Raw genomic sequence first — 25224 nt, 5'->3', positions numbered from 1 at the left:
CGCTGGGACGGCGCCCGCAATTGTACCCACCTCCACCATGTCTTCTTTTCTCTTGGATAGGTGATCAACGATTCGGTAAGCGCTCACGATCTCCTGCCCTACCAGTCGAGCGCGCTCCTCCTCGGTCGAGGGCCTATGTATACCTGTGGCAATCAGGATAGTGACAGCGGAACGTGGGATACCGGCAGCCTCAATAGTCTGGAGGATAGGAGGAAGGATCAGGCCATTGGGCGCCGGTCGCGTGATGTCGCTGATCACCACGCAGGCGTTTTTCCTCCCCTTCGCGATTGCGCTGAGCGGTGCTGACTCTACGGGTCGGGCAATGGTGTCAGCGATTGCCCGTAAAGGCTCTCTCACCGGCTCAGGCTCAGAGGGCTCCAGCACACCCACAAAACCCGGCGTTTCTTCAATCTCTACCGGCAGACCTTCCGTGGAATACTTTAGTGTTACCTTCATCCTTTATCCCTGAGCCCTGGGCCTTGAGCCTTAATTCTTCGCCCTTATCCTTTAGCCTCGATCCTTGCTCCTTTATCCTTCAGCTCGCCTTTATTTCGGCGGTGGAACCGGGATCATGCCCTGGAAGACATACGCCTGGAGCATGACGATTATACCTATCACACCTGCGAGGGCGATAGAATGCCAGAAGACCTTACGGAAAATCGGTCCCAGCGCGTGTGAACGCTCATGCGGGTCATCATAGCACGCAGCGCAGGCGACCATGATTGACTGCGCATCGATCATTTTCCCCATAACACCCCCTGTCGAGTTAGTTGCTACAATGAGCACCTCGTTCAGATGCAGTTGCTGCGCCGTGATCCGTTGCAGGCTTCCGAAGAGCGCATTGGAAGCAGTGTCGGATCCGGTCAGGAAGACACCAAGCCATCCCAGGTATGCGGAGAAGAAAGGATAGAGGACACCCGCTCCGGTAAACGCCAAGCCGAGGACCGCGTCAGTACCCGAATATCGGGTCAGGAAGCCGAGGCCAAGCACCTGGCCGATGACCAGAACCGGTGTTTTCATGCGCCGCGCGGTCCGGCCGATCGCTTCCCGCCACTGGGCGCCACTCAGCTTCAGAACAAGTCCCGTCAGAAGAGCCGCAACAAAGACACCGGTGCCCGCGGCAGAGAGCCAGTTGATGGCAAATCTTGCACCTTCTGGCTTGGCGTTCATCGCTGCGATAGGCGGCATGCGCTGCACCAGGTTGTGCAGGGCCGGCATGTCCCACGTCGGCAAAGAAAGAGTTCCGCCAAAGGCTGAGCCGAGCAAGGTGGTTTTGATTTTAACGCCGACAAGAAGAGTATTCAGGTACGCCTTCCAGGCCGGCATGCCCCAGAGTGCGCAGCAGCAGATAAGGATGGCCCATGGTACCCACGCGTACGCGGTCTGTCCAACGCTGTACGGATACTTCCACTCTTCCATCTTGAGCGGCACCTCTACGGCCCCGCCGGCTGCAGAGCGCTCTGACTTGAGCAGAAAGCGCGACTTCGGGTGCCAGACGAAGCGGAGAAAAAGCGCCGTGCAAATCACGGAAAAGACACCTGAGATTACATCGGTCATCAGGTGCAATGCGTTTGTTTGTGAAGCGAGAAATTGTCCTATCGCAAAAGAGAGGCCTGTTACCAGTGTGGCCGGCCACACTTCCCATGCGTCTCTGAATTTACCTCCCTCCATCTTCACGAAAGCAACGACGAGCCAGAAGGGTACAATCACAGAGACAAAAGGAAGCTGCCGTCCGGCCATCTGGGACAGCGTGAGTTGATCGAGCCCGCTGACTGCGGCGAGCGTCACGATAGGGGTTCCGATAGCGCCGTAGGCGACCGGCGCTGTGTTGGCGAGCAGGTTGAGCACCGCAGCCTGAAAGGGAGAAAAGCCCAGACCCACCATGATCGCGCCTGCAATCGCAACCGGGGTACCAAAGCCCGAGGTGCCTTCAATGATCGCACCGAACGAGAAAGCGATCAAGAGCACCTGCAGACGTCGGTCAAACGAGATGTGGATAATTGATTCTTTAACGATCTCGAACTTGCCGGTAATGACGGTCATGGTGTAGAGGAACATGGCTGCGAGCACAATCCATATGATTCCCAGGAAACCCGAAAGCGAGCCGTACGCAAACGCGGAAAACGCTGAAGAGAAGGGCATGCCGAAGATCAGGCAGGAGACAAGGAACGCGGCCAGCACGCCGTAGAATGCCGCATAGGGGGCGCTGATACCAAGGTGGCGATGCCCCTGTTTGTCGCGGTGAGGGTGCAGTGCAATGAAATACAATAACGCCAGGATCGGAATTGCTGCGATGAGGGTAGAAAGTGGTACGTTACCTGTGGGATTGTAGTTCTGGCGGTACATGTCTGCGGCACATACACTGTTGACCCGCAGAGAGCACAAAGCGAAGGCTGACCCTGATAAGACCATCGTGATCTTTCTCATTTCTGCTCCTCCTTATCTGGTAGGCGTGAGACCGCCGTCGATTCATCCTGGAAATATATGTCCGCGTCACCTCCGTTCCATTTGTCTATTCTTCCTTAACTGATAGAACCTGTCAATCAAAATCTGTAGGCATATACTTTCGGATGATGCCCCATCCGGTCTCGTCGCTTCGTAAAGACAAAATTCATTGACAAGTCTGAAATAATCGTTACAATAGTCAGTGCATTCAGAAGATCAGAATTCCGCCGTGGAAGTCTAATTCTCCGGCGGGAATGCCTTTAGAAGCAGAGACAAGAAGATGAATACTCCCTTCAGCAGAGAAGGCTGTGGGGGAGAGTAGCATCAAGGAGGTATGCATGGCCCGATTGTATGAATACCAGGGAAAGCAAATACTTAAGGAGGCAAAGGTTGCGGTCCCGAAAGGCGAGATTGCGACCACCCCTGAAGAAGCTGCCAGAATTGCAGAAAAGATAGGGAAACCGGTAGCGGTGAAGGTACAGATCTGGGCCGGAGGAAGGGGCAAGGCAGGCGGCATTAAGTTCGCTGAAAAACCGTCCGATGCGCAATCCGTGGCTGGAGCCCTTCTGGGCGCTGAGATCAAGGGACTGAAGGTTGAAAAGGTCCTGGTCGAAGAGAAACTGGAGATCGACAAAGAATATTATGTGGGTGTGATCATAGACCCATCCATGAAAGCCCGATGCCCGGTGATCATGTTCAGCACCGAAGGCGGAATGGATATCGAAGCAGTGCCGCAGGAAAAAATCGCTCAGGTGAACGTGGACGTACTTCGCGGCTTCCGCCTCTACGACGCACTCAATCTGGCGGTGCAGCTCAAGGTGCCGACAAAGGTGCTTCCCGCAATCGGACAGGCGATCATGGGTCTCTATCAAACCTTCAAGAACTACAATTGCCGTATCGCTGAAATCAACCCCCTTGTCCTGACAAAGGACGGTAAGGTTATCGCCGGCGATTGCCGGATCGCCATCGATGACTCCTCGGTCTTCAGGCATCCGGAATTCGGCATCGAGGTGGCGCGTGAGGCACCAACGCCTCCTACAGAGCTTGACAAGATAGCCTGGTGGATCGAGGAAGGTGATCTCAGGGGAACCTGTTACATCGCGCAAATGACCCAAACAAAGGGAGACCATCTTGTGGGTTACCACGGTCTCGGGGGCGGCGGAGCCATCCTCGGAGTAGATGCCCTGAATAGGGAAGGCCTGAAGATTGCCAACTATGCGGATACGAGCGGCAATCCGACCGCCGCGAAAGTCTACCGGGCCGCAAGAGTCATCTTCTCCCAGCCGGGGATCGAGGCCTATTTTCTCGGTGGTTTCATGTATGCTAATCAAGAGCAGTGGCACCACGCACATGGCATCGTGAAGGCTCTGCGCGAGGAGCTTCCCAAAAGGCCTGGATTCCCGTGCGTGCTCCTCCTCTGCGGCAACACTGAAGAGGAGTCCCTGAAGATACTTCATGAAGGCACCAAGGATCTGCCGGGCAGGATTGAGATCTACGGAGGCGATAAAGTGTACGAGACAGAATTCCTTGCCAAAAGAGCTAGAGCCTTGATCGAGGAATACCGCAGGGAACGGGGATAAAGGAGGATTAGAGTATGCAGTTTGAAGAGCGGACCATCAAGGTTATCATAGACGATGAGAAATGCCTCGGATGCAAGACGCACGCGTGTGTAGACGCGTGCAAGAAATTTGCTCGCGGCATCCTGGTGCTGAAAGATGGGAAGCCTGTCCTTGGAGGAGACGCGGAATTCGGCAAACAGCGCGGAACAGAGTGTCTTGCCTGCGAGTACGAGTGCTGGTTCAGGGGCAACAGTGCCATTACTATTGAAGCGCCGATTCCAGGTCTGGATGAGTACAGGAAAAAACATGGAGTAGCATAAATGGCAAATTCCAAATTCGAAATCCTAAGTTCTAAACAAGATCGAATGACCAAATCGTCGAAGCAGACGCGTGTGGCTGACGCTGTTTTGAGATTTGAACATTTGAAGTTGTTCAGGATTTCGATATTAGGATTTAGGATTTGTTTCTAAAGAGGTGATGATATGGCGATTCTGCTGACAAAAGATACAACGATCCTGGTTCAGGGCATTACGGGAAGAGAGGGCTCTGCACGGGCGGCCTTCATGAAGGGCTATGGCACAAAGGTTGTGGCCGGCGTCACGCCGGGCAGGGGCGGAGAAGAAGTCTCGGGCATTCCCGTCTTCAACACGGTTGCCGAAGCGGTGAAAGAGAAAGGGCCTGTGGATGCGAGTGTGACGTTCGTTCCCGGACCTGGACTTAAAGATGCCGTGTATGAAGCAGTTGACTCAGGCATCAAGTTTATCGTCAGCCCCGTGGAGCGTGTTCCGCTGTACGATATTCTCGAAATGGTAGCCTACACGAAGAAGAATGGTGTGCAGCTTCTGGGCCCGGGATCTATCGGTATTATCAGCCCGGGGATCGCCGCTGCCGGCTGGCTGGGCGGCACGCCCGAATTCGCGAGAAGGGTTTTTGTGCCGGGTAATGTCGGTGTGATTTCCAGAAGCGGCGGCCAGTCAGCCACTGTGCCGTGGGCCCTGAAGCTGGCAGGGCTCGGGATGACGACCGTGGTCCATGTGGGAACCGAGCCGGTGACAGGCACTTCCATGGCGGAGATATTACCCCTCTTCCAGAAAGACCCTGATACGAAGGCTGTGGCTGTTTTCGGGGAGATAGGCGGTCCCCACGAAGAGGAGGCAGCTGACTGCGTACGGGCCAAGACATTCACCAAGCCCCTCGTGATTTTTGTCGCTGGAGCATGGGCGCCTGAAGGCATGCGATTCTCCCACGCAAGCAGCATCATTGAACGGGGACGCGGGTCGGCGAAAAGCAAGATCGAATCTCTCAGAGAAGCAGGCGTTCACGTAGTGGACCGGCCGGATCAGATCGCGCCAACGGTTAAAAGCCTGATAGGCGGATAAAAAGCGCAGATGGAAGAGACGAAGTCCCCGAAGGGGGGAAGACCGTCGCACAATTGTGCGACTCGGAAGATGGAAGAGAAGGACAAATGGGAGAGGGAAGATAGACACGTGCACCAAAACAGCGCAGGATTTTCTGGCTTTGAGTGCTTCCTAGCGAACGCAGTGAGCGATCTTCCTAGCGGAGCGATCTTCCCTCTTCCATCTTATTTTTTTCATGTTGACAATACTTAACAAGGAGGTACAACATGCCAGTAATGAGATCAGTGTTTTATGTTCCGGGAAACAATGAAAGCTTTATTCAGAAATCAGCAAGCCTGCCGGCCGACATCATTACCCTCGACCTGGAAGACTCTGTACCACCGGCTGAGAAAGCAAAGGCCAGAGAGCTTTCACGTGAGAACCTGAAACTCGCCGGTTCGGGCGGATCAGCGGTTTACGTCCGCGTCAACAACTGGGAGACTCTCATGACCAATGACGACCTCGAAGCGGTAGTCTATCCGGGTCTTTCAGGCATATGCCTGGCCAAGTGCGGCCACCCTGACGATGTGAAGCGGCTGGACTGGAAACTCGACGAACTGGAGCGCAGACGCGGAATGCCGGTGGGCAGCGTCGCCATTCAGATTCTCTGCGAAACTGCAAAAGGGGTTATCAATGCCTACCCTTCTGCCATCGCGAGCAAGCGGATGAACTCCCTGATCTTCGGCGCAGTAGACTACACCAAAGATATGCGTGTGAAGCTGACGAGCGAGGGTGTGGAACAGTTCTATGCGAGGAGCCACGTTGCCGTCGCTGCACGCGCCGCCGGCTGCATCGCCATCGATTGTCCTTTTGTTGCGTTTCAGGACGTCGAGGCGTTCGAGAAGAGCACCCGGGAAGGGCGACAGATGGGATACGAAGGAAGAATGCTGATCCATCCGAATCAGATCGAGCCGTCCAACAGGATCTATTCGCCTTCACCTGAGGATGTAGAGTGGGCCAAGGGCGTCGTTGAAGTATTCGAGAAAGAAGGCATTGCAAAAGGTGCCGCAGCGGTGTCGTACAAAGGAAAGATGGTAGACACGCCTGTGTACGACAATGCCAAAACAATTCTTAGGACCATGGAAGAGATCGCTGCTTTCGACAAGAAACGCAAGGGCTAAAGATCCGAACAATACTTAGACCCACGCTCCAAGCAGCCATAGGGTGTGGGTCTAAGAGTGATCTCAACAAGAAGGGACTCCGACGGCAAAGGCCCTTCGGAAAGGAGGAAAAAAAGTATAAGGCTTGTTCATGTTCACCGGGCTCTGCTTGAGGGGCTCGATAAATAATCGTTGTACCGGTTAAGTGACTGCATCGTTCCAGGAAATCTTTCGGGGGAAAGAGAAGGGTACGATGTGTGGACAAGAAAAGAGGGAGTCAGTAAGAAAACTCTTTGTAGTTCTGTGGATGGCCGTAATCGGCCTCGGCGGTCGATGGCTGATCGGTCCCTCCGTGTTCGCCAAGCATCATGCTACACTTCTATTAATCACAACCATTTCTTCGCTTCTTCAGGTCTTCGTTAATCTCAACACACCATTGAAAAGCTCACATCAAAGCGGCACCTATGGACTACTTTATGAGTGACAAAAAAAGAAGGGGGAGGTAATTATGGCGGAAAGCAGTCAGCAAACTTATCCTGGCGGCAAGGGGCCTGCATTTCCAATAAGCGACATGCCCGAATCACAATGGGGAAAGATGACGATGAAGCAGACCTTCAAGATGATGGGCCCAGCCGTCATCGCGTTGGGCGGTTCGATCGGCGGCGGCGAATGGCTTATTGGTCCGGCACTTTTTGTCAAGTACGGTCTCGTACTCCTGTGGATCACGACCGTTTCAACCACGCTCCAGACTTTCTTGAACCTCGAGATGACCCGCTACACGCTGGTGACGGGCGAGCCGATCACAATCGGGTTCATGCGACTGGCCCCGGGTAAAAACTTTTGGGGCTGGCTTTTTACAGTTGCGGGATTCATCGAACGTGCCATGCCTGGCTGGGCACTTGCCTGCGCCACGGCAGTGGCCGCTATGCAATTAGGCAAGATCCCCGCTCTGGCGGATAAGCCCGTCGTCATCTTCTGGGCGTATTTCATCTTTATCGGACTCGGCGTACTATTAGCCGTCGGGGGTAAGGTATTAAAAACCCTGGAGTATGTCCACTGGGCAATGTGCGGGAGCATCATCGCCGGTCTCATTGTGCTGGACGCCTTCTTAGCGCCTGCCAGCACCTGGGGTGAGGCCCTGGTCGGTTATGTCAGCTTCGGAGTGATTCCTCCGGGAGTCGACATCCTCTTGTTCGGCGCGCTGGTCGGCTACTCGGCTTACGGGGGCTTCGGTAATAACTGCCTCACCAACTGGTATCGCGACAAAGGCTACGGCATGGCGGGAAAGATCGGCTACATCGCCAGCGCCTTCGGTGGCAAGGAAATCCACGTTTCGCCCTCCGGGAACATGCCAGCCCCAACCAAGGAGAACGTCACACACTTCAGGGGATGGTGGAAGCTTCTCAACTTCGACCAGTGGGCCATATTCTGGGTGGGAGGTTTGCTCGGGATGGCCTTACCCGGCATCCTTTATGTGTGTCAGGTTCCACGCGGGACGACTCTCGCGAGCTGGGGCATCGCGGTCTCCGCGGCACAGCGGTTTGGGATCCTGGGCCTCTACATGATCGCTGCGATGGGATTCTGGATTCTCTTCTCCAGCGCCATGAGCAATATAGATCTGGTGCCGCGGCAATGTACCGACATGCTCTGGTATGGGTCCCCGCGGGTGCGCAAGTGGGCCAAGAACGACATCCGCAAAGTCTACTATGGCATGTTGATCGCCGTGATAGTATGGGGTACGATCTATGTGAACATTACCCTGCCGATCATCATTCTGGCTATCAGCGCGAATGTGGCCAATTTCACCATGGCTCTCTCGGCCATTCTGACGGTCAGAGTCAACCGTAAGTTTCTGGCCAAGGAATTTCGTCCGCAGGTCTGGCGTGAGGTTATTATGATTGTGAGCACTCTTTTCTTTGGCGTATTCTTCATGATCTTCGTCTTAACACAGTTCCTTGGTGTCAAGATCAAGTAAACCGGTGGACGTGCTTTGAATGCTGAGAGTACCGGCCCGAGCGGATTCAGCCGTTCGGGCCGGCTCTTCTATCCTTGCCAGACTACATCGATCAGGGTGCCGTCGCGATATTCCACGATCGCAACTATCTTGTTTCCCGGGATAGCAACTCTTGACCCTCCCGCGAGGCGTTCAGCACGCATCTTGAGCTCGTCGATATCGCACAACGGCAAGCCAGCCGCCCTCAACACCCGCAGGAGACCTGCGCGCCGCGGGTTAACAGCTACACCCTGATCAGTCACCAGCACATCGACCGTCTCGCCTGGTGTGGTGACAGTCATCACTCTATCCCTGATGATCGGCCACTCTCCGCGCACCAGGTTTGCAACAATGATAGTCAGCTTTGCCCCGGCTGCCGTGTCGCTGTGGCCGCCCGAGCCGCCCATGATGATGCCATCCGATCCGGTTACCACATTGACATTGAAGTCGGTATCGATTTCGGTGGCGCCCAGGATCACGCAGTCCAACCTGTTGACAGCACAGCCAGCGTTGAAAGGATTGGCGTAGAAACCGGAACCTATCTCAACGTGGTTGGGATTAGTGGCGAGCGACCTTACTGCCTCAAGGTCGAATCCTTGCACGTCAAAAATTTTTCTGAAAAGTCCCCGATCCAGCATTTCCACCATGTGGCCTGTGATACCGCCCAGGATGAAACTGCCGGTTACGCTTGTCTGCTCCATCATCCGACCCACAAAATAGGCCGCAGCCAGCGATGCGCCTCCGGCACCCGTCTGAAAAGAAAACCCGTCCTCAATCATGCCCGCTGCCTGGATGACTTTTGCCGCAGTCTCGGCGATCCGCAGCTGTACCGGGTCCTCCGTGATCCTCGTGGTACCGGAGACGATCCCCTTAGGGTCTCCGGCCCTGTCGGCCACGACCACATAATCGACCCTGGCCTGCGAAATGGAAATAGGTGCAAGGGGATACTCTACGAGATGTCCGGTAACTGCCACCACGGTGTCAGCATACTCCGTATCAGGAAAAGCATATCCCAGCGAGCCGCACGCAGCAGGACCGCTTGTACCGTTCACGTTGCCGTAATCGTCGGCCGCAGGGGCTGCAATGAATGCCACATCGATCTTGAGCTGTCCGCATTCAATGGCACGGGCGCGTCCCCCGTGAGTGCGAAGGACAACAGGACTGGCACATAATCCTCCTGAAACAGCACGGGCTACCGGTCCGGACACGTAGTTCGTGTCCAGAGATCGCACCACACCTGTCCTCAGGTGATCGACAATCGGCGCGTGCACTGGAAAGATTGCACTCAAAGCAACATTCAACCCCTTTATCCCCAGCCTGGCCGCGGTCGCAAGCACATCATTGACCACTTCGTCGCCGTTGCGGAAGTGATGATGGAATGAAAGGGTCATGCCATCCCTGACCGGAATGCGCGTGAAAACTTCTTCCAGATTCTTTACGAGCTTACTCTCGCCGGGTCGCACGGCCTTGACAGGCGGTGCGTACCTGCGCATTTGCGGACGCGCAGCAAAGACTCCACTGAACGGAACAGTCTTGCCGTAGCCGTCGATATAATCAGGTATCTCCCGTCCGATCAGATTATGCACGGTGTTTGTTAGTGCGCGGTACTCGATAGGTAGTCGAGCGCCGCAGCCACGCCTCCCTTCGATGAAGGCACGCGCGACATTGCGAGACCCATTTCCACGCCGCATAGCGTGCCCGCGAGCATCAGGTCATTGAATGCACCCAGGTGTCCAATGCGAAAGATTTTGTCCTTGAGTTTGCCCAAGCCCGTACCGAGCGACATGTCGAATCGCTCCAGGATCAAGGCTCGAAGTGTGTCGGCACCGCGCCCATCAGGCATGAGCACCGCTGTCAGCGAGGGGCTGCACTCTTGGGGGTCGAGTGCCAGCAACTCCAGGTTCCACGCGTTCACGGCACGCCGTGTCGCCTCCGCATGACGTTTATGTCGGGCAAACACCTGTTCCAATCCTTCTTCAAAGAGCATCTGCAGCGCTTCGCGCAGACCGTAGAGCAGGTTTGTGGCCGGCGTGTACGGGAAGAAGCCGTTCTTGTTGTCACTGAGCATTGGCTCCCAGTCCCAGTATGACCTGGCAAGGCGTGCCTTCTTTGATGCCGCGAGGGCTTTGGCACTGATCGCATTCAGACCGAGTCCCGGGGGCAGCATGAGTCCTTTTTGCGAGCAGCCGATCGTTACGTCGACACCCCACTCCTCATGACAATAATCGATCGAAGCAAGTGACGAGATTGTATCGACAAGAAGCAGTGCAGGATGGCCGGCTCGATCCATTGCGCGCCGTACGTCTGCGACCCGGCTGGTCACACCGGTGGAAGTCTCGTTGTGCACCACACCGACGGCCTTGATCGCATGTTCGCTGTCTGCCTCCAACTTCGTTGCCACTATCTTTGGATCGACCCCATGTCGCCAGTCGCCCGGTACGAAATCGACATCGAGCCCGAGCCTTTGTGCGACGTTACGCCACAATGTGGCAAAGTGTCCTGTCTCGAACATGAGCACCTTGTCGCCCGGTGACAGCGTGTTCGCAAGGGAGGCTTCCCATGCTCCCGTCCCCGATGAAGGATAGACGACAACAGCGCCGGATGTCTTAAAAATTTTCTTGAGCCCATCCAGAACTTCAAGGGACAGGCGGCTGAATTCCGGCCCCCTGTGGTCAATGACGGGTTGTGACAGAGAGCGAAGCACACGGTCAGGAACGTTGGTGGGTCCCGGTATCTGCAGAAAATGGCGTCCGGACTTGAAGGTCATATCTACACCTCTCTTGTAACAACTCAGTTCTCATTTACTGCTTGCAAGAAACTCCTTGCTTTTTGCGAGTCCCCCCTCGGGATCCCCGCTCCCGGGGAACTCGAGGCAGAGAAGGAAACTGCGACCGGTAGCATCCAGCGCAGCAAGAATTTGCCTGAGTGGCAGCGCGCCTCCGCCCAGGTATGTGGTCTTCCAGGTCCCTTCACTTTTTTTCGCATCTTTTGCATGGGCGTAGATAATATAAGGTGCAAGCGCCCGAATCGCTTCGACAGGATCCTGGCTGGTCGTCGCGTAGTTTGCGAAATCAATATTGGTTCCCAGCGTTCCCGATCTATACTCCTCAAGCGTAGCCTTGATGTCGTAAAGCTTCTCTCCGGGCGGCGCCGAATTGTTCTCGAGGGCAAGAAGCACGCCCAGGCTCGCTGCATGTTCGATGGCTTTCCTCGCGGCGTCGCGCTGGCCGGCTGCATCCTGCTCGGTAGTTGGTCGGATCCCGAGGTTGACGCGAAGCAAGGGTGCGCCGAGCGCTTTCGTGTCCTCGATATCGGTGAGCAGTTGTTTCTGCTTCTCGCGGTCATTGCTGAAAAGCGTGACGGTCGTGGTGTAAGTGACGACAAGACCCAGGCGCTTCACCTGATCCCGCACCGCAAAGAGTTCTCTGCCCTTCTCTTTCCAGTAAATATCCCTGTACTCGACACCCTGCGCTCCATACTTGACCGCCAGTGGTGCGAGATCGAGAACCGACATTTTTCCTGCCTTCAATTCCGCGTCGAAGTGGATTGCCGAGATCAGAAACGGACGCGATCCGGCTGCAGCGTGCGACGTTGTGGATAATACAGTCAGGCCCACGAAGAGCAGGAGAGCCAATGTAACGCTTACGTTTATCATAGCAGCATACCTCCGTTTAACATCGAACTATGCGAGAGCTCCGTTAAGGAAGTCCCAAAACCGTGAATGCGAGCCAGCAGACAATTGCGCCGACCACCGACATCGATAGACCCCAGATGAGCATGTTACGGAAGAGTTTCGGCTTATCCGCCTTGGGCCCTGCGTTTGCAATGAAAACCGCGCCGGTCGTTGAGAGCGGGCTCAGATCAACCACAAACCCGCAGACAATGATAGAAGATATGAGCGCCATCAAGTCAGAGCCGCCCACCTGGGCAAGAAGCTTGGGCGCCAGGGGAAGGAATGCAGGCAATATCACACCGGTCGTACTCGCATAGGCTGAGATAAGTCCGGACATGAAGCCGCCCACAGCCGTAACGGTGTAGGCCGTTGACACCTTTCCCATCAGGCGGGCGAAGAGATCCATGCCCCCGACGCTGCTCATGAGCTGCACGAGCACCGTCACGCCTGTTACCATCATGATAGTACCCCATGGCATCGCTTTGATCGCCTGGCCTTCGTCGACTGCTTTTAGTAACGCAAGGATGAACCCAATCATGAAGGCGCCGAACCCGATATCGAGCTTGAAGAAGACCGTGCCGATAATAAGCACGCCGATGCCTGCAATCGTAAACAGCTGCGCCCGTGTGAATGGCTCGACCTTGAGGTTCTTCAACGTATCACGCTGCGCCGCGTCTTTCATCCGCAGCAATTTGAAACCGCCAAACATGAAGTACGCCAGAATCGAGACGACCACGTGGGCAATCAGCATGTTGAGCCACAGGATACCACCCACACCGGTAATGCCCATTTTTGAAAGGAGGGATGCCGAGATAATACCGGGAGGCGCGATGGGCGACATGGCTCCTGCCTGCGCGCCGTTACCGACCACAAGGGCCATGAGCAGCGGCGATATGCCGACCTCTTCAGCAAGCAACATGGCCGGAGCAGCCAGGAGCGCCGAGATCGTGATCTGACCGGGCCCCATCGCGGAGAGCCCGAAAGCAAGGAAAAAGAGAACGATCGGTAGTAACGCCACGTTTCCTCTGACAGCCTTGATCGCATATTTCGAAATCTTCTCCAGCGTGCCGTTGACCTGCGCTATCGCGAAGAGATAGGTAACGCCGGCGAGCATGATAAAGAGGCTGGTAGGATATCCTTTTACAATATCTGCGATTTTGACCCCGCCGAGATAATAGCCGGCAATCAGTGAAAGGCCGATGGCAAGGGTGCCTATATTAAGCGATGTGGTGACACTCAGGATAATTGCAATGCACAATGCTATCAACGAAATGACCGGAACACTTAAACCCATTATCCTACCCCCTATCGCTTTTTGTTGTGTACCGCTTCCTACGAGCCCCGCCTGAGACCGTTGTTAGTAATCCCCGTATCAGCAGTGCTCCCGGTCTTTTCAAATGTGAAATAGGATAATATTGAGGCTCCCGGTTTGTTGACCACCACGATCTGCTGCTTGATGAGCTTACCTATCTCTTCCGAAAGAACTCTGCCCGGGATGTCCTGCATAAGGCCCGCAGCGCCCGGTATCACGAGCTGAATTGGCCGGTTGGGGTACGTCTGTGCCTCGATCGCCGGAGTTCCTATATTCCATCCGCACCCGAACAGAAACACGCCTGTAAGAAGCGAGAGCCATCTCCGCTTCATGCCCTTCCTCCTGCAGAAAGAATCCTGGTTTCTCTTAGCGTTCGATCATATTTATCAGGTTCTTCCGCTCACCGCTGAGATACCGTTTCAAATTTTCTCCGATCACTGCCATTGCCTGCTCCACATAGACGTCGCTTGGACCGCCCATATGAGGAATTACCATCACATTCTTCATGCCCCAGAACGGATGGTCTGAGGGCAGCGGTTCCTGACGGTAGACATCGAGGCCCGCGCCTGCAATCTTGCCTTCTCTCAGGGCACGTATCAGTGCATCGTCATCAATCAGTTCTCCCCGGGCCAGGTTGATGACAAAGGCAGTGGGCTTCATGGCGGCAAGAACTTTAGCACCCACAATGTTGCCGGTTTCAGGCGTGTGCGGGGCAACCAGGATCAGGAAGTCGACCTGTGCAGCCACTTCTACGATATCTTGAGGCCCGTAAAAATGGTCTACCCATTCTATGTCTCTCTTCACGATATCCATACCAAAGACTTCCATGCCAAACACCTTACACCTGCGAGCCACCTCCTCGCCAATCACACCGATTCCCAGGACTCCTGCCTTTTTCTTCCAGAGGAGTTTCGACGGCCAGCTCACCCAGAGCGCCTTATCCTGATTCCTTACCACTTCCGAAAGATTCCTGTTGAGCGCAAGCATAAGGAGAATCACCATTTCAGACACCTGCGGTGCATGGATGCCGCGGGTAGTGGTAATCATGACATCTTTCTTGAGTGAAGGCAGACGTGTAATGTAGTCAGTTCCGGTAGTCACCGCCTGAATCCACTTGAGATTTGACGCCTTCTGCATCAGAGCATCCGAGATCCTGGCGCACATCAAAACATCCGCCTTCTCAATAAATCCCCCAACATCTTCTTCTTTGACAGCCGCATGCACCACAAGGGCCGGGAACTTTGCAAGTATCGCCTCTTTATACCCGATCGCCAATTTGTCAAGCACCAGCACATTCATCTCAAGTTCTCCTTCGTTGAGCTTTTTGTGACAGTCTTTGCTTCCAGCCTCGTCCTTACAATGCAATTGCACGCTGAGCCGGCACAGTAATGTGGGCCTAATTCTATAGCAAAACAATTCTCATTTCTAGAAGAAATGGTTGCAGAGACAACCGGTGTTGGCTGCATCAGGCCATCCGGCGCAAAAGAACGCGAGCGCTCGTTCACCCCTGCCTGATGCGCGTGCGACAGGTGCACAGCATTATTCTACTTCCTTGACCAGACTCTTTGCGATCCAGCCTTTACCGCCTCTCGGAAGCTCTATTTCATACCAATCGCCTGATCCATTGAGCTTATTGATGACCTGGCCTTTCTTTAACGTAGTAATGATTTTGGCGTTTGTACTCGGCTCCATCCTGATGTTGCCATTCTTCAAAAGGATAAGGTGCGTTCCTTTCCCGGTTTCAACACCTGAAGGTTTCTTCTCTGTTTTACCCCGGGCCTGGGGCGACTCCGGAGCCGCGACTCCTCCAGCCTGCACCGCAGGCTTTGCCTTCAGTTTCGTCATGAAACGATCGGTGAATTCCTTAACCGTTTCCTCTTCAACAGGCTTCGGCCCCTTATAGGTAATATTTACCGTTGCCGTATCGCCTTTGCTCTCAATGCTGACTTCCATGGTTTCAAACACGGAATCCGCACTCCTGAACCTGTTCAAGGTTACCGCCCTTTGTTCAACAGAGGAGGAGACCACCCTGTAGCCCATATCCAACCCTGTAGATACGGCGGTATTATATGCGTAATCCAGCTCCTGCTGCGATAGGGAGGATGTTCCGGGTTCCGGGCTCAGCTGAAGAGTCGTCTTCTTTGGAGACGAAGCACAACCAATGAGGATAGTGACACATGCGAAAAAGATGCACCAGTACACTAGATTCCGCATATTCCCTCCTTTCTCTGGTACAGCTGGATTCCCACGGGCAAGCCCATGGTACTAACGATACGCGTTCGCGCAAACAGTCCATGCACTCACCCACGCTTGAAAGCGTGGTCCTTCGCTGCTCGGCGCCGCCCGCAAGGCATCTATCTAGCGAGCACGGCGAGCAAGAGGGAAAGGCCGGGGCACCCCGCGTGCGGGTCGAGCTTTGCCACTGGAGGGGGCGACGCGAGCCCCACTGACAGAGTCAAGCGGATCCAACGTGCGGCTTGCCTTACTCTATTGTAAGTCGCTGGAATGTTTTGTCAACAAGTCTTCTTAAGCGACAACATTCGTCTGCTAAAATGCCTCGCGTCACGTTGTATTCATCTAGACAGCAAGGCGCTCAAGGTATGGCGAAAGGGGGCAGCCCTGTGCAAACAGGGTTTTACAAATAGAGTCCCACGGCAAGCCAGTGGTACCAACGATATGCGTTCGCGCATTCACATTAAACGACCGAGCGTATCGCATCAGGACCGGTTTTCTGTTCCCTTGCTTTCCAAACTCGCAACCCGGAACCCGTAAAGACTTCTACTTGCCCATTCTCTCCTTCAGCGTTGCGAGGATGCCGCCCGCATTAACGATTTCAAGCGAGCCACCCGAGAGTGGCTCAAAAGCAGCCTTCTTGCCGCTCTTCGGATTACGCACCTCACCCTTGTCAAAATCGATCTCGATCTCGTCACCTTCTTCAAAGAGTACACTCGCCCCCTTCGAGATCACGGGATACAGACCAAGGGCTACACAGTTCCTCATGTAGATGCGGGCCATTGATTCAGCCACGACATAACGGATGCCCAGCTGTTTGACCACGGCAGTCGCCTGTTCCCTGGAGGAACCGCAGCCGAAGTTGTTTCCGCCGACTATGATGTCACCTTCCCGCACGCTTTTCGCGAAGTCAGGAGCAATCGGCTCGAAGGCGTGCGTTGCCAGCTCTTCAGTGTCCAGGTATAAGAGCGATCCTGGTGTAATCGTATCCGTATCGATGTTGTCACCGAACCTTCTCGCTCTGCCTTTTATGATCATCTAGTTCACCTCTCTCGGATCAACGATCCTGCCCTTTAAAGCCGATGCGGCAACGGTTGCAGCCGATGCAAGAAAAATTTTCGCATCAGGACTTCCCATTCTTCCCTTGAAGTTTCTCGGCGTCGCAGCCACACACGATTCACCCTCGGCCAACACCCCCTGGTAGCCTGTGCACAAACCGCACGAGGGATTGCCGACCAGCACTCCTGCGTCGACGAGTGTGGCAATGATGCCCTTATCCAGGGCTTCCTTGTATTGATCCCATGATGCGGGCGCCACGAAGAAGCGCACGCTCTTTGGTATCTTCTTTCCTTTGACAATCCGCGCCGCAATCTCCAGATCTTCAATGCGGCCGTGGCAGCAGGAGGCAATCACCGCCTGATCGATGGGAACATCGCCCGCCTCGGAAACGCCTTTGACGTTACCCACGTTGTGAGGCAGGGCTACCTGAGGCTCAAGCTTTGATGCGTCTATGATATGGGTCTGCACATACACTGCATCCGGGTCAGGATCGACAGGTTCAATCGGCTTGTCCGTGCGCGCTTTCAAATAGGCGACTGTCTTCTCATCGGCCTTGAAAATACCGAACTTCGCTCCCAGTTCCACCGACATGTTGCCCATGGTTAGCCGCGCGTCGATGCTCATGTTATCCACGGCGGTTCCTGTCCATTCGATAGCCTTGTACTGGGCTACTTCGGTTGAGTATTTCCCGGCGATAAAAAGGATCACGTCTTTTGATGTGACCATGGGAGGCAACTGTCCCTGGATATCGAATTTAATTGTCTCAGGTACCATAAACCAGAGTTCTCCTGTGCCTAGAACATACGCCATTTCGGAAGCACCGATACCGGTCGAGGCTGCATTCAGCGCGCCATAGGTCGTGGTATGCGAGTCCGCGCCCACAATCAGCTGTCCGGGAAGCACGTGCCCCTTCTCCACCATAATCTGATGACACACGCCGGCAAAGATGTCGTAAAAATGTTTCACCCCTAACTTTCGAGCGAGTTCTCTCGCCATCTTTGCGGCTCGCGCGCTCGTGATATCAAATGCCGGTACTCTGTGGTCCGTGACAATAATGACGCGTTCAGGGTCCCACAGCTTGAACTCTTCTTCCGGAATGCCCGCCTGTTTAAGCACAGTACGTATCAACCGGAACGCGTCCGGCATCATGGCCCTGTCGATCTTGGCTGTCACGTAATTGCCCGGCTCGACTTTTGCGCGGCCTGATGCTCTGGCCAGGATTTTTTCAGCAATCGTCATTCCCACTGTGTCCTCCCTCAGTCTTTCTCTTAGTTTGTATAAAGCAGCCTCGCTCCCAACATTTCCGTTATCTGCCGGAAAGACTTTTCCTGAGTCGCGACTTCAAGGACGGATTGGGCACCCACTCGGCGAGGCAGTACGTTCCGTAGGACAACCCGGACGAACGGGCACCCTTTGGGTGGGCGGCCGGGTTGAGTGCAGCCGAGCCGTACGTGGGTCAACCGCCCGGAGCGGAGCAGCGAAGGAAACAGTGTTCCGGCAGATACGTACACATTTATGCCCTTTCTTCCTCCGTCTCTTTGCCGGCTACTTCACACACGAGGTCTTTGATGTGCCCCTCGGGAAATGTGAGCGGGTCAACCGTGATCGTCGCGCCCGGCTTCACCAGCGTGATGCATGCGAATCTTCTTTTGCCGTCTATGCGCATCAGGCACGAGCCGCACATCTGCAGCCCGCAGCAAAAGCTTCTGAAACTGAGCGTGGGATCAAGTTCCAGCTGGATCTTATTCAAGAGGGTAAGGACGGATGTTTCTTCTTCGGCGGATACGAGGTACTCCTGGTAACGGGGCTGGCTGTCAGAGTCGGGGTCGAACCTGAAGACTCGGGCGGTGATCATCTCATGCATATCACGCCTCCGGCCTCAGATAATCGAGTGCAACCGGGAAAGAATCCATATCGAGTCTTCCGTCCTTAAGCTTTACTTGTGTGTGACGCAGCCACGAGCCATTATCTTCCCTGGGAAAATCGGAACGGTAGTGAAAGCCGCGGCTCTCCTCCCGCGCCAGCGCCGATAGTGCAACGATCCGTGCTGTCTCAACCACGTAAGGGAATTCAATAGCCCTCATCCACTCGAGATTATGTCTCTTGAAAGCAGGGACCTGAATACGTGGAATATCAGCTTCGATCTGATCGATCTCCTGAAGCGCATGCTGGAGACCATCCTCATGACGGACAATAAAGACATCGCGCTCCATCACCTGCTGGAGCCGTCTCTTGAGCTGACCTACAGAAGCCGGATCCGTCTTGGGCTCCAGGAAGCGGCGCGCCAATTCTTCTTCCCGCTGGATAAACTCCAGGGACAGCTCTCCCGCGTGGTGCGCTTTCCGGGCGTATTCTGCTGCACGCAGGCCTGCCTCGAATCCGAAAACAATCATCTGCGAGAAGCTGTAGCCTGAAAGACGGCACGCGCCGTGCACGGACCCCATGACCTCTCCTGCAGCAAAAAGGCCCGGAAGAGTAGTCTCGGTCTTCTCATTTATTCTGACGCCACCCATTATAAAATGAGAGCCTATGAGGAGTTCCACCTTATGGTCGCGCGGGTCAATGTCGAGCGTTTTGATCAACCTGCGACGTTGCGTCCAATTCTTGATAAGAAGTTTCGAGTCTATTTCCGGTAATCCCCTCTGGTCAACGAAGATCGGCCCACGACCTTTCTCGATCTCAAAATAGAACTTCCGAATCAATTCCTCCGAATAGGATGCCGCGGGATACTTTGAGACATCATCTTCGATTATCTCACCCAGACGGTTCCTGTACGGACCGTTCCAGAATTCAGGGAAGTAACGCAGATAGCGACTGCGGGGGCTGAAAGGAAGAAGAACGAACTGTATCATCTCCATGTCCACCAGTTCCGCCCCTGCCCTGAGAGCCATAATGTGCCCGGTCCCCGAGGCATCAGTGGCGATACCAAAAGGATTATTACTTGTATGCGGGTAGAGTTCACCGGAGCCCCCTCCTGTCGCGAGCACCACTGCTTTCGCCTCGACGCTGGAGAACTCTCCTGTCGCCAGGTCGAGAAGCGTTGCCCCGGTTACAGCTCCGCCTGAAGTAAGAAGGCTTGTTACCAGTACCGTCTCCCTCAGGTTAATATTCGATTTGTGCGTAATGTGCTCCCTCAGTTTCTTGAGGGCGGGTGTGCTCTGCACACAGACTGATCTGGCTCGAAGCGGTATTACTTCGATATCCAGTTCCTGCAGCCTGCGACAGGCGTTCTTGATTTCGTGCGTTGTAAGCCACGCGGCACCCTGGTGGTTGAGAAACCGGCCGGTGTTAATCATCAGTTTGAAGAGGTCTTCTTCAGGGCCTGCTCCGGCAGTGCCGCCATTCGCCGTCGGTGTGAGGCCGCTCATGCCGATGGGCCCTTTTGAAACGAGCATGACGTTCAGGTGCTCATCCTTCGAGGCTTCAAGCGCAGCCAGCGCACCGGCGCCGCCGCCGCCGATAACCAGAACATCACACGAATAGGGTTGACGGTTTCCAGTTGACGGTTTCCAGTCTGGAACAGCCACGTGTGCCTCCTATGCCCAGAGCAATATCAAAATCGTAATATCTAAATTCTAAACAATATCCAATCTCTAATATCCAAAAGCTTTCTCCTGTTTCTGTTTACGGAATTTGGTCATTTGGAATTACTTAGACATTAGATATTCGATATTAGAATTTGCTTCATGTTACTGCTTCCACTCCGTCTTTTCCGACGATCAGCGTGCTACCGAACATCACCTTGCCGAAGGTTCTGTCGCGCACAGGGAGCCGGAACGCAAGGCACATTCCTTCCTTCAGTTTTTGTGCACTCTTCGCGCGTACCACCGGCTGTTCGTTAAGACTGAGGCCTATACCGTTTCCGAGAGCGTAGTCGGCCAACATTTCAAAGCCGGACCGCTGCGCGCTTTCAGTTAACGCTCTGCACACATCCGCAATCTTCATTCCTGCTTTTATCTCATTCAGCGCCTGCGCATATGCATCCCGCACATCGCTGGCAAGCTCTGATAGCGAACTCTCTCCGACTGCAAACGTTTTTATGCCTTCGGCCCAGTAGCGTTCAAACGCCACGGCTATGTAGAGCGTAAAGACACCTCCCGGCTCCAGAACCCTATTCTCCGGCGGCCGGAGATTTCCTTTTTCATTTGCCAAAGCCATCTGTATGCGAACGTCTTCTGCGCCCTCAAATCGAGCCTGCTTGCGGAGCATCGCTTCAAGGAACTGCTCACTCATACCCATCGAACAGAGTGATCCTATCTGCTCAAAACATTTCTTTACGATGCGGCCCGCCCGCCTGATCTCATCGGCTTCCTTTGCCGATTTTATAGCGCGCAGGCTCGGCAGCAGAGCCGAAGCGTCGACTATGGTGGAGCCGGCCAAGGCTTCCTTCAACGCCCTGAATTCCTGATAGGGCATCTGTTCTGCAAACCTGCCAAGCCCGATAGTGCACGGGACAAGGCCCTTCTCTTTGAGGTACTTTGCGCAGTCTTTGGCCACGTTACCCGCTGGCTTCAATTCTTTAACACAGGTGGTCGCGAGCAGCGAGGGTAATCCTCTTGCAGCACCCTCAAAGAAAAGTACCAAGGGTCCTTCGAGGGGGACCAGCGCGATGGTCCCGCGTGGTAACCTTATTATGAAGTTACTCAGATAACAGGGGTCTGCATACTCCGTTAAACCTCTGCCGTAAAGCAGGAGCAGATCGATGGCACTTTTTTTCATCTGCCCTTTGACCCGCTCAAGGCGTTCTTGAAATTCCCGTTCGGGCATATTGACGCGGTCCCAGACATTCCGGCCGTTCTTCAGCGCGGGTTGCATTGTTTCCATCACTGCACCTCTTTCACATAGATTCCGACCGGCTCAGCGCACCGGCCTAAGCGACGTCGCCACATCTTTAGCTCGCACGGCGACCGGGTACCCGCAGCCGCAAAGCGGCTGGAGGGTGGAGGGAGGCTCCGGCGGCTTTGCCGCCGGGTACCCACGAAGTGGGTGGAGGCGACGCGAGCCCCCTGATTGTTTCCATCGTCACACCTCTTTCACATGCAGTTTTGTTACAGTCTTCGAGAGCTTTTCCGCGCCTTTGTCCGTAACGAGGAACGTCTCGCCGCACGCTAGATATCCGGTCTCGGGCAAATATTGATTTGGGTGGACCACTACCACCTGCTGCCGCTCAAACGTGACTCTCGTCTCGTCGTCCACCGCGCCTCCCGGCCTGAGCGATCCTACCCCGAAGCCGTGGCCACGTGCCCGCATAAAGGGCGGGTAGCAATACTTTGCGTACCCTGCGTCGCTGATTACCTTATTCATCGCCTTCGACATGGCGGAGGCTTCGACTCCCGGCTTGATCGCCGCGAGTGATTCTCTGAAAGCATGGAGGAGCATGTCATACTTCTCCCTTACTACCGGTGCGGGCTCGCCCAGGACTACCGTCCTGCAAAGCTGCATGAACTGTCCTTCCCGCACAGGCGTGATCTCGCCGATGATAATATCGCCTGCTCTGAGTCTTCTGTCGGTCGGCTCGTGCATTTCCTCGTTGTGAGGGCCAGAACTGAGGAGGATAAAAATATCGTCTGCCCCTGCGGCGCGCATCACGAATTCCATCTCAGCAACAAGCTCGTATTCCCGCACCCCGGGTCTCGCACATTCGACAAATGTTTCAAAACCGATGTCCGCTATACGTGCAGTATCGTAGACGATTTCGAGCTCTTCGTCGCTCTTCTCTCGAGACATTTCCTCGATGATAAAATCGGCCGGCTGCAGCTCAACCACGGAAGAAGCGGCTGTGTAGACTTCCTCGGTCATCTCCGCTGAGCCGGCAACACCCACAGGACCCGCGAGCCCAAGCCTGCGCAACAGGCGCACCAGGTCGCGTGTGAAATCCGCACTTCCCCGCACATCCTTGATCCAACTCTTCATCCGCACCCTCTCGGCATCCCACGAGGGTTCCATGAGGAGTACCGGTTTGCCGGTCTTCGTCACCACAGCCGCGTTTCTCGCTCCCATGGGCCGACACCCGCAAAAATAGTGGAGGTAACTGGGTGCCAGGATGCTGCAGGTACCACCCGAATAGACAATCAATCCATTCAGTCCCTTCTTGTTGATTAACTCCAAGCTCCTGGTCAGCCGATTATTCATCTCAGCCATCGCGTCACCTCACTTGAGCAGCGCATACTCGCTCTTATGTTTGACAATGTAAGGATTGATACCGCCAGCCTCCAGTATACCCATGATGAAATCCGGGAAGGGCTTGGCCTGAATAGTTTCACCGGTGGTGACATTGTCGATGCGTCCTGTCTTTATATCGACCTTCACGGTGTCACCCATGTGGATCTTGTTAATCTCGTCGCCGATCTCAAAGATAGGAAGACCCGAGTTCAGCGAGTTCCGGTAGAAGATACGTGAGGCGCTGTGACAGATGATCACGCCGATGCCCTTCTTCTTCAGGAAGAGAGGCGCATTTCTCGAGGATGAGCAGCCGAGATTCGATCCTCCTGCCCAGATGTCCCCTTTGTGCATCTTCTTGGGGAAATCTGGTATGAGAAGCTCGCCCAGGTGATCGAGCATGGGTTTCTCACCCGTGTGCAGCCAATGGCTCGGCGTTATGCTCTCGGTATTTACATTGTTGCCGACTTTCCACACCGTACCCTTTACGATCCATTGTTTTTTCGCATTTGTCGTAGCCATGATCGATTCCTCCTACAGATAATTCCGCGGGTCTGCGATCTTGCCTTCGACCGCTGTTGCCGCGCAGGTTGCGGGTGATGCCAGGTAAGAAAAGGAGCCTTCTGCAGTCCGGCCGGGCCAATTGCGCGGTCCCGGGTGCATCTGCACCTCGCCCGGAGCAAGGTGGCCGATACTCAGAGTCTGGCACGTTCCGCAGTAGGCAGGAAAAAGGCTGCAGCCGCTATCCACAAAAGTCTGGAGAAGTCCTTCTGCAGCGCACTGCTTCATAACTTCGTCGGTGCCAGGAATGATCAATGTGCGTGCTTTCACCTGGTGGCCTTTCATTATCTTTGCTGCTTCACGGAAATCATAGATGCTGCCGCCGGTGCACGTGCCGATGCAGACCTGATCGATCTTTACGCCGAGTTCTTCGGATAATGGCTTTGTATTCTCCGGAGATGATGGCGCGCAAACCTGAGGCTCAAGGCTTGAAACATCGAAGTTGTAGGTTTTTTCAAAGCGCGCATCCGGATCGCCCTTGACGATCTCATAGGAATGCTTCACCCTGCCCTTCAACCATTCAAGCAGAATCTCGTCAGGTTCTATAAAACTGCACTTGGCGCCCAGTTCTGTCGACATGAGCGTGAACGGGAACCGCAACGGTACTGGCAGCGAGTGAATATAGGAGCCGTCCCATTCGATGCACTTGTAGACAGAAGCGTCCATGCCGACCTCGCGCACAATGTACTGGATCACGTCCCTGGGATAGACGCCCTTTTTGGTCTGACCGGTAATGATGTACTTGTGCGTGTCAGGCACCTTGAACCAGAGCGTGCCCGTCAAAAAGACCTGCGACATCTCGATACCGGACTGCGCGGAGATGGCGCCGACCGCGCCGTACGCGGGTGTATGTGAATCGCCGAAGACACAGAGCGCTCCGGGAAAAGCGTAGCCCTGTTCCATGATGATGACGTGCGCGATGCCGGTCCCGAAGTTGAATACCTTTATTCCCAGCTTCTCCGCCCAGTCTCTCGTCTTCTTCTGGTCTTCCGCCAGCTCGTCGCTATGACCTGTGCAGAAATGGTGCCCCATGAACATGCCGATCTTCGACGGATCGAAGACGCCGGTCAACTCGCCCAGTGACGTGAACTGTTCGTACTTCTTTGCGTCGAAGCCTTCGTGCATACCTGCGTAATCGATCCGGCAGGTCAGGATCTCGCCGGGTGTTACCGTGTCCACAGGCTTCACAGAATGCTTCATCAGAATCTTTTCAACTGCTGTGTATCCCATATTCGTCTCCTATTTAGTGAATAATGAGCAGTAAGCAGTGAGCAGTGACACAACATCTTCTGACTGCTTGCTACTCGTTGGCTTTCCTTGTCTTGTCCTTTCTCGTAAGTACTCGGCTTCTGCTTTCTCTGTCCCCTTGCTCTTAGCTGCTTACTGCTCACTGCTTACGGTTCACCGTTCCTAACTAGTGTTTCAGAAACACCAAACTTATCCACGGAATATAGGTAATGACAAACATGCCTACGAGGAGCAGGAGGAAGAAAGGCAGCACGCCTTTGACCACCTCGTTGAGCGGCTCCTTGCAGACCGCACTCATGACATAAAGATGCATGCCGATGGGCGGCATGAGAAACGCAAGCTCCATATTGATCGTCATCAGGATCCCGAAGTGGATGCCGCTGATTCCCAGCTTCTGCAGAATGGGATAGACGATTGGCACCACGATCAGAATTTTCGTTGCAGGCGTCAAAAACATTCCCATGATGAAAATGGAGATGTTCATGA

23 protein-coding genes are annotated in these 25224 nt (G+C 54.5%); 5 read left to right on the top strand and 18 right to left on the bottom strand.

Going from position 1 to position 25224, the window contains the following annotated elements; all coding sequences use genetic code 11:
- Both VMT71_17640 and VMT71_17635 read right to left on the bottom strand, forming a co-directional pair.
- Positions 1 to 456: lactate racemase domain-containing protein (locus tag VMT71_17640; protein ID HVN25794.1), on the bottom strand; the 456-nt coding region annotated here is incomplete at its 3' end.
- A gap of 90 nt (positions 457 to 546) precedes the next feature.
- Positions 547 to 2427: an L-lactate permease gene (locus VMT71_17635; GenBank protein HVN25793.1), complete on the bottom strand. Its 1881-nt coding sequence runs from the start codon at positions 2425 to 2427 to the stop codon at positions 547 to 549.
- A 356-nt stretch (positions 2428 to 2783) separates the two neighbouring features.
- Between VMT71_17635 and VMT71_17630 the strand changes: the two genes are divergently transcribed.
- From VMT71_17630 to VMT71_17610, 5 genes are all read left to right on the top strand, one after another.
- Positions 2784 to 4025: an ATP-grasp domain-containing protein gene (locus VMT71_17630; protein HVN25792.1), complete on the top strand. Its 1242-nt coding sequence runs from the start codon at positions 2784 to 2786 to the stop codon at positions 4023 to 4025.
- A 14-nt stretch (positions 4026 to 4039) separates the two neighbouring features.
- Positions 4040 to 4324 (top strand): hypothetical protein, encoded by a 285-nt coding sequence (locus VMT71_17625; protein HVN25791.1) that lies wholly within the window; start codon positions 4040 to 4042, stop codon positions 4322 to 4324.
- Between the two features lie 162 nt (positions 4325 to 4486).
- Positions 4487 to 5383, top strand: coding sequence for a CoA-binding protein (locus VMT71_17620; GenBank protein ID HVN25790.1), 897 nt, complete (start codon positions 4487 to 4489; stop codon positions 5381 to 5383).
- Between the two features lie 245 nt (positions 5384 to 5628).
- Positions 5629 to 6522 (top strand): CoA ester lyase, encoded by an 894-nt coding sequence (locus VMT71_17615; GenBank protein ID HVN25789.1) that lies wholly within the window; start codon positions 5629 to 5631, stop codon positions 6520 to 6522.
- A gap of 487 nt (positions 6523 to 7009) precedes the next feature.
- Complete coding sequence (locus VMT71_17610) at positions 7010 to 8476, top strand: Nramp family divalent metal transporter (protein ID HVN25788.1); 1467 nt, start codon at positions 7010 to 7012, stop codon at positions 8474 to 8476.
- Positions 8477 to 8544: 68 nt separating this feature from the next.
- Here the strand turns inward: VMT71_17610 and citF are convergent, their stop codons facing one another.
- The 16 genes from citF to VMT71_17530 all read right to left on the bottom strand — a co-directional run.
- Positions 8545 to 10080: a citrate lyase subunit alpha gene (gene citF / locus VMT71_17605; GenBank protein ID HVN25787.1), complete on the bottom strand. Its 1536-nt coding sequence runs from the start codon at positions 10078 to 10080 to the stop codon at positions 8545 to 8547.
- A gap of 8 nt (positions 10081 to 10088) precedes the next feature.
- On the bottom strand, positions 10089 to 11261 hold the full coding sequence (locus VMT71_17600) for an aminotransferase class V-fold PLP-dependent enzyme (GenBank protein HVN25786.1): 1173 nt from the start codon (positions 11259 to 11261) through the stop codon (positions 10089 to 10091).
- 30 nt (positions 11262 to 11291) lie between these two features.
- Positions 11292 to 12149, bottom strand: a complete 858-nt coding sequence (locus VMT71_17595) for a TIM barrel protein (GenBank protein ID HVN25785.1) — start codon at positions 12147 to 12149, stop codon at positions 11292 to 11294.
- 43 nt (positions 12150 to 12192) lie between these two features.
- Positions 12193 to 13461, bottom strand: a complete 1269-nt coding sequence (locus tag VMT71_17590; protein ID HVN25784.1) for an SLC13 family permease — start codon at positions 13459 to 13461, stop codon at positions 12193 to 12195.
- A gap of 38 nt (positions 13462 to 13499) precedes the next feature.
- Positions 13500 to 13811, bottom strand: coding sequence for a hypothetical protein (locus tag VMT71_17585; GenBank protein HVN25783.1), 312 nt, complete (start codon positions 13809 to 13811; stop codon positions 13500 to 13502).
- A 34-nt stretch (positions 13812 to 13845) separates the two neighbouring features.
- Positions 13846 to 14778 carry a D-2-hydroxyacid dehydrogenase gene (locus VMT71_17580; GenBank protein HVN25782.1) on the bottom strand — a complete coding sequence of 311 codons (933 nt, stop codon included), beginning with the start codon at positions 14776 to 14778 and terminating at the stop codon, positions 13846 to 13848.
- A 240-nt stretch (positions 14779 to 15018) separates the two neighbouring features.
- Complete coding sequence (locus VMT71_17575; protein HVN25781.1) at positions 15019 to 15693, bottom strand: SH3 domain-containing protein; 675 nt, start codon at positions 15691 to 15693, stop codon at positions 15019 to 15021.
- Positions 15694 to 16257: 564 nt separating this feature from the next.
- Positions 16258 to 16749: a 3-isopropylmalate dehydratase gene (locus VMT71_17570; GenBank protein HVN25780.1), complete on the bottom strand. Its 492-nt coding sequence runs from the start codon at positions 16747 to 16749 to the stop codon at positions 16258 to 16260.
- Positions 16750 to 18009 carry a 3-isopropylmalate dehydratase large subunit gene (locus VMT71_17565; GenBank protein HVN25779.1) on the bottom strand — a complete coding sequence of 420 codons (1260 nt, stop codon included), beginning with the start codon at positions 18007 to 18009 and terminating at the stop codon, positions 16750 to 16752. It lies immediately after the preceding gene.
- Positions 18010 to 18283: 274 nt separating this feature from the next.
- Complete coding sequence (locus tag VMT71_17560) at positions 18284 to 18634, bottom strand: 2Fe-2S iron-sulfur cluster-binding protein (protein HVN25778.1); 351 nt, start codon at positions 18632 to 18634, stop codon at positions 18284 to 18286.
- Between the two features lies 1 nt (position 18635).
- On the bottom strand, positions 18636 to 20297 hold the full coding sequence (locus VMT71_17555) for an FAD-binding protein (GenBank protein HVN25777.1): 1662 nt from the start codon (positions 20295 to 20297) through the stop codon (positions 18636 to 18638).
- Between the two features lie 157 nt (positions 20298 to 20454).
- Positions 20455 to 21594 (bottom strand): M24 family metallopeptidase, encoded by a 1140-nt coding sequence (locus VMT71_17550; GenBank protein ID HVN25776.1) that lies wholly within the window; start codon positions 21592 to 21594, stop codon positions 20455 to 20457.
- 198 nt (positions 21595 to 21792) lie between these two features.
- Positions 21793 to 22911: a Xaa-Pro peptidase family protein gene (locus VMT71_17545; protein ID HVN25775.1), complete on the bottom strand. Its 1119-nt coding sequence runs from the start codon at positions 22909 to 22911 to the stop codon at positions 21793 to 21795.
- Positions 22912 to 22920: 9 nt separating this feature from the next.
- Complete coding sequence (locus VMT71_17540) at positions 22921 to 23451, bottom strand: 3-isopropylmalate dehydratase (GenBank protein ID HVN25774.1); 531 nt, start codon at positions 23449 to 23451, stop codon at positions 22921 to 22923.
- 12 nt (positions 23452 to 23463) lie between these two features.
- Positions 23464 to 24720 carry an aconitase family protein gene (locus VMT71_17535; protein ID HVN25773.1) on the bottom strand — a complete coding sequence of 419 codons (1257 nt, stop codon included), beginning with the start codon at positions 24718 to 24720 and terminating at the stop codon, positions 23464 to 23466.
- Between the two features lie 184 nt (positions 24721 to 24904).
- Positions 24905 to 25224: TRAP transporter large permease subunit (locus VMT71_17530; protein HVN25772.1), on the bottom strand; the 320-nt coding region annotated here is incomplete at its 5' end.

The sequence above is a fragment of the Syntrophorhabdales bacterium genome, from assembly GCA_035541455.1.
GTDB lineage: Bacteria > Desulfobacterota > Syntrophorhabdia > Syntrophorhabdales > WCHB1-27 > JADGQN01.
Note: the sequence above shows the minus strand (reverse complement) of the source record. Positions and strands in the feature narration are given on the sequence as shown.